Genomic DNA, 12,371 nt, shown 5'->3' on the forward strand with positions numbered 1-12,371 from the left:
GAAAGTTGGGTGTATTTCTTCATTGTGTGCTTTCCAATTGCGAGTTGAAAAAGTCTAATGATTCTATGAATACACCTAACTTTTTCAACTAACTACAAATGTGTTGCACTTGGGATTTGAATCTGCGTCCTTATATCATAGCAGATTTAGCCTATAAAGGATTTCATCAGATTAAGAGTAAGTTACTCATTCCAATCAAGAAACCTAACAATTTATCATTACCCCAAATAGCAAAACAGATCAACCAAGAAATCAGTCGGCGTAGGATCACAATTGAACATATCAACGGCAAACTTAAACATTTTCGGATATTAACAGAACGCTATAGAAATAGACGGAAACGATTTGGTCTAAGAATGAATTTAATTGCTGGAATGGTGAATTGGATGCTCTTAAATTAACTTTCGTAAGAGATCTATTGCCACCCCTTTATTTAAAGAAGAAGTTTTACGTAGAGATGCTTCAGCAAGCTTTATTTATTCTTTAAAATCTGGCGAGAAAAGAGTGAATGTAAAAAAATGCGAGAGCAACATCCTGAATTTCGAGGGGGGAAAAAGCAATATGGATGAATTAATCGCAAAAAATCCAAGACTTTTAAAAGAATATAGAGAAAAAGTAGCTAAAAAACGCTATTTAAAAAGAAAAGGTAAAAAAAGAAGATTAGAGGACGCATAAGCGTGCTTTTTATAGACAAATGTACAAGAAACAATACTATAACTTTACACTAGTTCTATCTGCGAACCTTTGATTTATACTAGCGGGATAACATTACCAGCTTTATATCAGTTTAGCGACTTTATGAACTTAAAGAAAAATAAAAGACAGCTTGTCTGGGGTTTAAATCTGCTTGCATCTATGATGTATGGCAGCTTTGCTCATGCACAGAGCATCAGCTTTCAGGATGCTGAACGTCAGTTGTTGCAAAATTCTTATAGCAGCCAAGCCTATCAAAGTCTGGAACAGGCTTCAAAACTTGAAGCTGAAGCAGTAAAAGGCGTAGGTCTGCCACGTGTCGACCTGAATGTTCGTGCCTATGCCTTTCACAGTGAAGTCGATATTCCATTAAAGCAATTTAAAAATAATCTGGAGAATTCACTCTCTCAAGGCGTGAATGGCCGGCTTAATGAGTGGGAGGCCAGTAATGGCGTGGATCTACCTGCAGGTATTACCGATCCACTGCGTGATGGACTTAACAATACTATTCATAGCGGAGTTGGTCTGATTCCGGATACGTCTAATGTCATCCTTGAAGATCAGGTGATTCGCCCCACTGTTTCCGTGATTATGCCAATATATACTGGAGGCCTCACCCGTAGTGCCAAAGAAATTGCCAATATTCAGGTCGGTCGTAGTCAGCTCAGCAACAAACAGCAGCAAGATACGCAGCGTTTTGAACTGATTCAAAGTTATTTTAATGTGCAGCTCCAAAAGCAATTGCATGCAGCTGCGCTGTTTAATCTGAATGCCATGCAGCAGCATTATCGCAATGCCTTAAAAATGGAACAGCAAGGTTTTATCAGTAAAGGCCAGCGTATGCAATTTGAAGTGGCACGTAATAATGCCGAGCGCAGCCAGCAAAATACGCAGGCCAATTTGAATGCTGCGCTGTTCCAGCTGAATAATCTGCTTCAGGAAAGTAGCATCACTGAGCTTTCGACGCCTTTATTTGTCAATAAAACCGAGCCACAGGCCTTAAATCATCTGCTAAAAACTTTTAGTCAGAACTCTGCGCTGATTCAAAAAATGCAGCTGGATACCCAATTGGCCCAAGCCAATGTGAAAGCCCAGCAAGCAGCGAAAAAACCAAATGTATTTGCTTTTGGCGAATATAGTCTGGATCAAAATGAAAACTGGATTGTCGGGGTTGCCGCACGCTATAACCTGTTTTCCGGGATCGATAAAAACAAGAATATTCAGGCTGCCGAACTCAAACGCTCTGCAACAGAACTGCTTACTGCACGCACCCAGCAGGAAATTGAAAATCTGATTTATAAATCTTATAGCGAAGCACTTAGTGCACAGCAAAGTGATGTACTTCTGGCACAAAACTTGAAAGCCGCACAGGAAAATTTACGCATCCAAGAATTGTCTTTTAAAGAAGATACGGGCACCGCCACACAGGTCATCGATGCACAAAATATGCTGAGCGGACTACGAGCTGAAACTGCCTTGAATGCTTACAAATATGTGATGTCACTGGCCACACTATTACAAAGCCATGGCTTGATTGCAGAATTTCCAACCTACATTCAACATGCCAACACCCACTATATTCGCTAATGGAGCCGAACATGAACGAAGATCAAAAACCCAATGATCCTGTGAATGAAGTGGCTTCATCCAGCGATACAGAAAAATCGCCTGCGCAACAGGTAGAAACAAAAACTGAAATAGAAAACAACGCGACGACTTCGACCGAGCAACAACAAGCTCCTGAAATCGCTAAAAAGAAAAAATATTTATTGCTCGCCCTGATTCCAGCTCTGCTGGCAGTCATCGCTTTTGGATTGTGGAAAAGCTACCAACCGGCTCCGCTTGAATTGCAGGGTCGTGTAGAAGCTGAAACAGTTCAGGTGGCGACCAAAGTGCCAAGCCGTATTGAAGAAATCTATGTAGAAGAAGGTCAGCGGGTCAAAAAAGGCGATGTACTGGTGCGCTTAAACAGCCCGGAAATTCAGGCCAAAAAACAGCAAGCCGCAGCGGCTTTACAATCTGCGCTGGCCTTACAATCGACTGCTGAACGTGGCTCGCAGGAAGAAAATATCGCCAGTCTGTATGCCAACTGGCAATCGCTGAAAGCACAGCAAAATTTAGCCAAAGTTTCTTATGAGCGTGGTGCAAATTTATTGAAGGAAGGTGTGATTTCACGCCAGCGCCGTGATGAATTGTATGCAGCCAGTCAATCAGCGGCGCAAATGACAGAAGCAGCGTATCAGCAATACGCACGTGCCAAACGTGGCAGCACCTCGCAGCAAAAGAGTTCTGCCGATGCACAAGTAGATATTGCCCAGGCTGCGCTGGATGAAGCCAATGCTTTAGAAGCAGAAACCCAATTAGTAGCACCTGTAAACGGAACGGTGTCTAAAACCTATGGCAAAGTCTCGGAGCTGGTAGCCACCGCAGTCCCTGTGGTCAGCCTGATTGAAGATCAAATGTGGGTGAGCCTGAATATTCGTGAAGACCAATATGCCCCATTTCAGAAAATGAGCAGTATTGAAGGTTATATTCCCGCCCTAGATAAAACCGCCACTTTTCAAATTAGACAGATCAGTGCTGAAGGTGAATTTGCCACCATTAAGACCACACGTCAAACTGGCGGTTATGATGTGCGCAGTTTTAAGCTGCATCTTGTACCCACACCAGCGATTTCTGAACTGAAAGTCGGGATGAGCGTGTTATTTAAACTGAAAGAGACCCGATAATGTGGACGGGTATATGGCGCGAACTGCGCTATCTGCTCAGCGAAAAATGGGATCTGTGTCTGGTCACGCTGGCACCTGCACTGGTGATTATTTTATTCAGCAGCATGTTTGCTCAAGGGAAATCGGATCATTTACCGATTGCGATTATTGATCAAGACCAGAGTGCGCTGAGTCAAAGCATTTATCAACATGTGGCGCTGAATCATACTCTTAAAATTGCTACGGTGTCGGAACAAACAGCTGAAATTGAGCGCCTGTTAAATCAAAATAAAATTTGGGGTTATATCCATATTCCAAGCGGTGCCGAGCAACGTCTGGTTCGTGCCCAGGATGCTGACATCAGTATTGCTTTTAACCAGAGTTATTTCAGTATTGGAAATACCATTTCCTCGGCCATGCTGGTCAGTACCCTACAAGCACTCGCTGAATTTAGCGGACAGCAATATCTGGGCAACCGACTCCCCTCTCTCGAAGCACCGTCACCGCATATTAAAATATCTCCGCTGTATAATCCGCAGCTGAATTATGAATTCTATCTGGAACCCTATGTCATTCCGGCAATTCTGCATTTACTGCTGTGTTGTTGTGTGGCATTTTCCGTCGGTCAGGAACTGAAGCGGCAGACCTTAACAAGCTGGATTAGCAACTCATCCATATGGATGGCATTGCTGTCTAAGAACCTGATCTATGTGGCTATTTTTAGTCTATGGACCTGGATCTGGATGTTCTGGCTGATTGAAATTCGCGGCTGGTTTGTTGCCGGCTCGCTCGCTCTGATTCTATCGGCACAATTTCTGCTATATAGCGCTTATGCATTTTTAAGCAGTGCAGTGGTTCTGGCAACCAAAGATTTAAGTAAATCTTTTGGCATCATTGCGGTCTATGGTGGTTCATCTTTAAGTTTTGCCGGTGTGACTTTACCTTTAAATAATGCGCCCCTATTCACCCAGTTCTGGTCCAATATTATTCCGTTTACGCCCTATGCCAAATTACAAACTGAACAATGGGTGATTGGTAGTCCATTGCATATTTCACTGCAAGCTGGATTCATGCTGCTGATCTATGCCCTAGTTTACGCTCTGCTGGCTTATCTGTTTCTTAAAAAAATAGTTAAAGGAGCAGTCCAATGAAATCCCTCTGGTTTTACTATCTGCAAAGCTTTAAGGATATTGTCAGTCACGGCACGATCTTTACCACGCTTATTCTATCCGTCTTGTTTTACAGCTTTTTTTATCCAACCGCTTATCAGGCACAGCAGGCTGAAGCCTTACCGATTATTATTGTCGATGAAGAACAAAGTAACTTAAGCACCCGTATTATTGGTCAAGTGGCACAAAGCCCCAATGTGGAGATTGAGGCGATTACCGGCAATTTTTCCGAGGCCAAACAATGGGTGGAATCACAAAAAGCCGATGGTATTTTACTTCTGCCGGACAATTTATCGCAAAGCTTAAGGCATGGTGAAACAGGTGGCATTGGCCTGTATTTAAGTACAGCCAACTTTTTAGTAACCAAACAAATTGGTCTGGGCTTAGCCACATCAGTTGAGCAAACTTTGGCAGATTATACTGAACGCTTTGGCAAGGTCTCGGATTTTTCACCTGCCCTTTCTGTGCATCAAATTCCTTTATTTAATCCGCTGTCCGGCTATGGCAGCTATGTCTTTCCTGCGGTTGCACCTTTAATTATCCACCAAACCATTCTTTTGGGTTTGAGTATGCTGATTTTGGTATATCGGGAAAGAAAAATAGAATTAAACACAAATGCATTGATTGGGATGTGTTTAGCGGTCTTCACCATTGGTTGTCTGGGATGTTTCTATTTATTCGGCTTTAGCTTCTGGCTATTTGATTATCCGCGCGGTGGCAACCTGCTCGGGATGCTGCTGGCTGTTGCGGTTTTTATCTACACGATAATTGGCATGACCTGCTTATTTGCTAGTTTTCTGGATCTGCCGGAACGTGCGGGGCATGTCATTGTATTCACTTCTATTCCACTGTTCTTTTTATCTGGTGCGGCCTGGCCGCATGCTGCCATGCCCACCTGGATGCAAGTCGTTGGCGAAATCCTGCCCTCTACCCAAATTGTGCAGATGTTTATTCAACTCAATCAGATGGGTGTGCCTACAACACTGATCTTGCCTAAATTGCTCTATCTTGGAATGATCGGTAGCTTGTGCTTTTTTTTGGCTTATCGACGTTTAATTTCTGGTCATCAAAGCAGATAGAGCATTATAGCAATGCTCCTATTCCACTTATTTACCCGATTCGCCAAAGACTTGAATATTGAAATTACGAATCTTGTTGCTACCATTCGGCTTGTCAAAACTAACATCATACTGAACCAGATTTTCCGGATAGGCAATTTCATAGCTGACCTTATATTGCCCAAGCTGATTGGTTGCTTCTTCAATCTCTTTGGTCATTAAAGTCTTAGACTTGTATTCACCTTGAGGAATTGAACGTGAAAAGCGTTTCATCAGCTTTTCATTGTCCTTAAACTGGGTTTGCAACTGCGGCTCTAACTGATCCAAAAACTCGTCATACTTCCCATCACGCAAATCCTCATAGGCTAGCTGTGCCGCCTTTTCCTGTTCAGGACTCGGATCTGGAATATTGTCCATTGAATTACAGCCACTCAATGCAACCGCTGCTGCCAACAACATTAATTTGGTTTTCATCGCTTACCCTTATGCAGTCAACGTTTATAAAGAAGGACGCCGAAGCGCCCTTTTTATCAGTAAAAAACTTATTCTTCTACTGAATTTTCACCGTCTTTTTCCACTTGCTCAGTTTCAGCAACTGCATCCGTTTCAGCCACTAAAGATTCTGCACCTTCAATCGCTTCAACAAACTCGTCTTCTTCAACAGCTTCAATCGCTTCTACACCCACCAGTGTTTCGTTTTCACCCAAGCGGATTAAACGTACACCTTGTGCATTACGACCTGTTTGCGCCACTTCAGAAGCGCGAGTACGCACTAATGTACCGCCATCAGAAATCAGCATCAGCTCTTTGCTTTCATCAATCGCAACTGCACCCACCAATTCACCATTACGTTCAGAGGTCTTAATGGCAATCACGCCTTTACCGCCACGTTTTTTGGTTGGGAAGTCATCTACAGGTGTACGCTTACCATAACCATTCGCCGAAGCACACAAAACTTCGCCTGTTTCTGGTACTACAACTAGCGATACAATACGACTGATGAGTGCTGAATCTGAATTATCTTCATCATCGCTATCTACTTCTGCATCTTCGACATCTTCAACTTGCGCTGAACCAAAGCTAACACGCATACCACGTACACCTTTTGCCGCACGGCCCATTGAACGTACATCGGTTTCAGCAAAACGAATGGCTTTACCCTCATTAGAGAACAACATAATTTGCTGTTCGCCATCGGTAATTGCAACACCAATTAAGGTATCGTCTTCATTTAATTCAATGGCACGTAAACCATTCGAACGCACGTTACTGAATTGTTCCAATTCAACACGTTTCACTGTACCCGATGCCGTTGCCATAAAGACATAGAAGTTTTTACGCAAGGCTTCTGCTTGTGATGCAAATTCTGCAATGATTTCATCATCTAAATCGGTTGCAGAAAGCTCTACACCCAATTGTTTCAATTGCACACGTAATGCGTCAGATAAATCATCTCCATCTGCTAATTCAGCAAATGCTGCTTCTAATTCTGCATAATGTGCAGCAATGATTGCGTTGGTTTGTAGATGTGCCGCATTGGCTTTCACAAAACTACGGAAATCGGCCAGACGCTCTTTGAATTTCTTCGGTGCATCAATTACTGGCAGAATCGCGGTAATGGTTTCATTGGCATCTAATGGCAACAGGTTGACCATTGGACGGCCTTTCGAACCACGCGATGCTTGCGGCACTTCAAACACTTTCAGACGGTAAACTTTACCCACATCAGTAAAGCACAGCACCGTTGCGTGATTAGAAGTCACAATTAAATGCTGCACATAATCGTCTTCTTTCATCGACGTTGCAGATTTACCACGACCACCACGACGCTGTGCTGCGTAATCTGACAATGGTTGAGTTTTTGCATAACCTGTTTGTGATACTGTCAGTACCACTTGTTCTTCTGGAATTAAATCTTCACGCGAGAAATCAATACGCGATTCTACAATTTCAGTACGACGTGCATCGCCATATTGTTGTAAAACTTGCGCCAACTCTTCACGAATCACGCCCATTAGCAAATTAAAATCATTTAGAATTGCAGTTAATTCAGCAATTTGTGCCAAAATTTCAGAATATTCTGCATGTAATTTGTCTTGTTCTAGACCTGTTAAACGATGCAAACGTAATTCTAAAATTGCGGTCACTTGCGCAGGTGATAAACGATAGACCTGACCATCTAAACCAAATGGTCGGTTAGGATCTTCACCTTCAATTTCGTCTGGACGTACAGAAACTGAACCAGCTTTTTCCAATAATGCGACTACACCGCCTGCTGCCCATTCGCCTGCCTGTAAACGCTCACGCGCTTCGGCTGGGTTGGCAGAAGATTTAATGGTTTCGATGATGGCATCAATATTGGCCAACGCGACGGTTAAGCCTTCTAAAATGTGCCCACGTTCACGCGCTTTACGCAACTCGAACATGGTACGGCGGGTCACTACTTCTTGGCGGTGACGAATAAATGCCGCAATAATATCTTTCAGGTTCATCAATTTTGGCTGACCATTGTCTAGGCAGACCATGTTGATGCTGAATGAGTTTTCTAACTGCGTATTTAAGAACAGGTTATTCACAATCACTTCAGCGTTTTCACCACGCTTCAGATCAATTGCAATACGCATCCCTTCTTTATCAGACTCATCACGTAGTTCTGAAATACCTTCGAGTTTCTTCTCTTTTACCAGTTCAGCAATACGCTCAATGGTTTTGGCTTTATTGACCTGATAAGGGATTTCAGTAAAGACGATGGTGGTACGACCAGACTTTTGATCTTCTTCAAAATGATACTTACCACGAATATGCAAACGGCCTTTACCTGTACGATAAGCATCGACAATGCCTGATTTACCGTAGATGATGCCACCTGTAGGGAAGTCTGGACCTGTGATATGTTCCATCAACCCTTCAATTGAAATATTTGGGTTGTCTGCATAAGCCAAACATGCATGCACCACTTCAGTCATGTTGTGCGGTGCCATATTGGTCGCCATACCTACAGCAATACCTGCAGCACCATTGACCAATAGGTTTGGAATACGAGTAGGCATCACTTGAGGAATACGCTCAGAGCCGTCGTAGTTATCTTCCCAATCGACAGTGTCCTTTTCTAAATCGGCCAGCAATTCGTGGGTAAGTTTGCGCATACGGACTTCGGTATAACGCATAGCTGCAGCACTATCGCCATCAATCGAACCGAAGTTACCCTGACCATCGACCAATTGATAACGCAAACTGAAATCTTGCGCCATGCGAACAATCGTTTCGTAAACTGCATAATCACCATGTGGGTGATATTTACCGATGACGTCACCGACTACACGGGCAGACTTTTTGTAAGCTTTGTTGTAGTCATTGCCCAATTCGTGCATTGCGAATAGCACACGGCGATGCACAGGTTTTAGACCATCTCGTACATCTGGCAGCGCACGTGACACAATCACACTCATCGCATAGTCTAAATACGAGTGCTTGAGTTCATCCTCAATGGCAATCGGTCTAATTTCCGATACGCTCATGCATACTCCTTATTCTGCAAACAAATTTTGCTTGCATTTTATATGTCGTAAAACTTGCAAATGATTAGCCTGAAATGCAGGCTAAAAATAAAAACTAGCGAAAAATTATAGCATATACGCCTGTGTTTTTGTGCTTTAGAGATGATCTTAATCTTGTTAATTTACTTAAATTTAACGGTGATTTTTTAGGCAAAAAAATATTCACACCCAAGAAACAAAAGTGCTTCATATTTTTAAGAGTCACGTCAAAATATCTTCAACATATACTTGCTCGATATGTACCCACATATACGCTAAGTTCACATAATGTACTTAAAACCAATCACTGCATCTAAATTAAAAAAGACAATAAAAAACGCCCCTATGCTATTCACATAGAGGCGTTTTTGACTGTGTTCAGTAATTAGATTTTAGATACTAACTCTGGAACAACAGTGTTCAAGTCACCCACTAACCAGTAGTCAGCTACTGCGTTGATTGGCGCTTCTTCGTCTTTGTTGATCGCAACGATCACTTTAGAGTCTTTCATACCTGCCAAGTGCTGAATCGCACCAGAGATACCTACAGCGATATACAAATCAGGTGCAACGATTTTACCTGTTTGACCTACTTGCATGTCGTTTGGTACGAAGCCTGCATCTACTGCTGCACGTGAAGCACCTTGTGCTGCACCAAGTTTGTCTGCTAATGGATCAAGTACTTTGTGATAGTTCTCACCAGAACCTACACCACGACCACCAGAAACTACAATACGTGCTGCAGTTAATTCTGGACGCTCTGATTTCACAATTTCTTCAGAGACGAACTTAGAAATACCAGCATCACCTGTCACAGTAGCAGCTTCAACCGCAGCCGAACCACCTTCTGCAGCCACTGGGTCAAATGCTGTACCACGTACAGTACCCACCACAATCGCCTCTGAAGATTCTACAGTTGCAATCGCGTTACCTGCATAAATTGGACGCTTGAATGTCTTTGCAGAATCTACAGCGACGATGTCTGTGATCATACTAACATCAAGAAGCGCAGCTGCACGCGGTAAAATGTTTTTACCTGTTGTTGTAGAAGCAGCAAGGATATGGCTATAACCTTTGCCTAATTCTGCAACAAGTTTTGCTACGTTTTCAGCCAATTGGTTTGCATAAGCCGCATCGTCAGCAAGTAATACTTTGCTTACGCCTGCAACTTTAGCTGCTTGGTCTGCAACTGCTTGTGCACCAGAACCCGCAACCAATACAGTGATATCACCACCGATTTTTTGAGCTGCAGCAACAACGTTTAATGTTGCACCATTTAGTGCTTTATTGTCGTGCTCAGCGATAACTAAAATACTCATGATTTTTATCCTTCTGTATTAGATCACTTTCGCTTCGTTTTTCAATTTATCTACAAGTTCGTCTACAGATTTCACTTGTACGCCCGCTTTACGCTCAGCAGGTGCTTCAACTTTTACAGTTTTCAGCTTAGAACCTGTTGCAACGCCATAATCTGCAGGAGATTTGGTGTCTAGCGGTTTTTTACGTGCTTTCATGATGTTTGGAAGTGCCGCATAACGTGGCTCATTCAAACGTAAGTCAGTGGTGATGATTGCAGGAAGTGCAAGCTCAACAGTTTGTAAACCACCGTCAATTTCACGTGTTACCTGAACTTTGTCGCCATCTACTTTTACTTCTGAAGCAAAAGTACCCTGACCTGCACCAAGTAAAGCGCCTAGCATTTGACCAACTTGGTTAGAGTCGTCATCAATAGCTTGCTTACCCAATAAAATAAGTTGTGGTTGTTCTTGTTCAACAACACCTTTTAAGATTTTAGCCACTTCAAGTGCACCAATCTCATCGGCTAATTCAACCAAAATACCACGGTCTGCACCAAGCGCCATTGCAGAACGAATTTGTTCCTGCGCTTCTTTAGGACCAATGGATACCACTACGATTTCTGAAACAGTTCCTTTTTCTTTTAAACGAACCGCTTCTTCCACTGCGATTTCACAGAATGGGTTAATTGACATCTTAACGTTAGTTAGGTCAACTCCACTATTATCCGGCTTAACGCGAACTTTAACGTTGGCATCTACCACACGTTTTACAGCAACAAGAGCCTTCATGTAATCCTCGGCTGTTTTAGCAAAAGTAAATATTGAGAAAAGTTAATAATAACTCTTCGCTTTAAATTTTTTAGGTGTCCTATCTTGCTATGTGATCGGCATTTCGGTCAAGTCAGAATTGTCTAAACAAGGCTAAAAATGCCGAAAATTAACTGAACGATGCGTTCATACTTTTTTATTTCTAAAAATTAACAAACCAAGCGACGATTATATAAGCAATTTTAAGCTTTGATTTATATTATGTTTTTTATTTGTTTCCCTCATCAACAAGATTGATTGAAATGCAATTCAAATTGAGTTCCGCCTACAATTTAAGCAAAGTTCCTTACATAAAACCCCATAATCTGACTGTCATTAAAGATAGAAAACTTTATTTTTTGCAGTATTTTTTCAGATATAAATGCTCTTTTAAAATGTGACTGCTGGTTCACAAAACTGTATTCAGCAGTTTATTGGGTATGAAATAAACAATCTGTTTTATTTTGATGGATATTTATGCGCTTTCACCACGCCACCTCCCAGATAAAGGACATAAAAAAACTCAGCTTAAACTTGCTGAGTTTCTAAAAAGTCACGGTGGATATGACTTAAATCTATCAATTCATAGGCCTGTAAATTAAAAATTTCCCAAACTGCAATAAAATCTTCTTTTACATCTATTTTACTGCTTGCATTTGGGCGTGCTTGCCACTGCTGATCTGAAATCCATAAATAGCTTTGTTGCGTTTGCGGATGAATCGCCTGCATTTTACCTTCAGCATTAATACCCTGCACCAAACAATCGGCAGGTAGTTCTTGCTCGATCATCGGCAAGCTTATTTCGACAAAATGTTTCACTTGACGCAAGCCATAACCTGCAAAAATTTCTTTTTGGCTTGGGCTTAATTGTTCATATTTTTCTTGAAGATTCGAAATCATGGTTTTGCCTATCATTTGATATCCAAAGTGTTATGCAGTGGAACAAAAAATAATGTCATCCATGTCTATTATTCGTGTGACCCACTCTTTCTGCTTCTTTATACTGCATAACGCACTTTTTTATTATTCTACAATAGTTGCAATGACATCTTGGTGAAAGCGCTTTTACTTAAAGTATTAAGTACAGCACAAAGGCTTTACAA

General features: G+C 42.0%; 9 protein-coding genes and 1 pseudogene. 5 read left to right on the plus strand and 5 right to left on the minus strand.

The window, feature by feature from the left end; translation table 11 throughout:
* Positions 1-128: 128 nt before the first annotated feature.
* From HYG89_RS11085 to HYG89_RS11105, 5 genes and pseudogenes are all read left to right on the plus strand, one after another.
* Positions 129-401 (plus strand): annotated as a pseudogene (locus tag HYG89_RS11085) (transposase family protein); the annotation flags it as partial.
* 397 nt (positions 402-798) lie between these two features.
* The gene (locus HYG89_RS11090; RefSeq protein WP_178867500.1) at positions 799-2,280 is read left to right on the plus strand and encodes a TolC family protein; all 1,482 of its coding nucleotides are present in this window, start codon (positions 799-801) and stop codon (positions 2,278-2,280) included.
* Positions 2,281-2,291: 11 nt separating this feature from the next.
* Complete coding sequence (locus HYG89_RS11095; RefSeq protein WP_178867502.1) at positions 2,292-3,422, plus strand: HlyD family secretion protein; 1,131 nt, start codon at positions 2,292-2,294, stop codon at positions 3,420-3,422.
* A complete protein-coding gene (locus HYG89_RS11100; protein ID WP_004971855.1) occupies positions 3,422-4,552 on the plus strand; it encodes an ABC transporter permease in 1,131 nt (376 codons plus the stop codon). Before HYG89_RS11095 ends, HYG89_RS11100 begins: the two co-directional genes overlap by 1 nt.
* The gene (locus HYG89_RS11105; protein ID WP_096901141.1) at positions 4,549-5,649 is read left to right on the plus strand and encodes an ABC transporter permease; all 1,101 of its coding nucleotides are present in this window, start codon (positions 4,549-4,551) and stop codon (positions 5,647-5,649) included. Before HYG89_RS11100 ends, HYG89_RS11105 begins: the two co-directional genes overlap by 4 nt.
* A 27-nt stretch (positions 5,650-5,676) precedes the next feature.
* On the opposite strand, the gene HYG89_RS11110 is transcribed toward HYG89_RS11105, so the two are convergent.
* The 5 genes from HYG89_RS11110 to HYG89_RS11130 form a co-directional block, all read right to left on the minus strand.
* The gene (locus HYG89_RS11110; protein ID WP_096901142.1) at positions 5,677-6,102 is read right to left on the minus strand and encodes a DUF3887 domain-containing protein; all 426 of its coding nucleotides are present in this window, start codon (positions 6,100-6,102) and stop codon (positions 5,677-5,679) included.
* Positions 6,103-6,170: 68 nt separating this feature from the next.
* Positions 6,171-9,146 carry a DNA gyrase subunit A gene (gene gyrA / locus HYG89_RS11115; RefSeq protein ID WP_178867504.1) on the minus strand — a complete coding sequence of 992 codons (2,976 nt, stop codon included), beginning with the start codon at positions 9,144-9,146 and terminating at the stop codon, positions 6,171-6,173.
* 403 nt (positions 9,147-9,549) lie between these two features.
* Positions 9,550-10,482, minus strand: a complete 933-nt coding sequence (locus HYG89_RS11120; protein ID WP_004971866.1) for an electron transfer flavoprotein subunit alpha/FixB family protein — start codon at positions 10,480-10,482, stop codon at positions 9,550-9,552.
* A gap of 18 nt (positions 10,483-10,500) precedes the next feature.
* The gene (locus tag HYG89_RS11125) at positions 10,501-11,250 is read right to left on the minus strand and encodes an electron transfer flavoprotein subunit beta/FixA family protein (protein ID WP_178867506.1); all 750 of its coding nucleotides are present in this window, start codon (positions 11,248-11,250) and stop codon (positions 10,501-10,503) included.
* A gap of 546 nt (positions 11,251-11,796) precedes the next feature.
* Positions 11,797-12,168 carry a hypothetical protein gene (locus HYG89_RS11130; protein ID WP_096901040.1) on the minus strand — a complete coding sequence of 124 codons (372 nt, stop codon included), beginning with the start codon at positions 12,166-12,168 and terminating at the stop codon, positions 11,797-11,799.
* Between the last annotated feature and the right edge of the window lie 203 nt (positions 12,169-12,371).

This window comes from Acinetobacter sp. SwsAc5, from assembly GCF_013391485.1.
Lineage (GTDB): Bacteria > Pseudomonadota > Gammaproteobacteria > Pseudomonadales > Moraxellaceae > Acinetobacter > Acinetobacter towneri.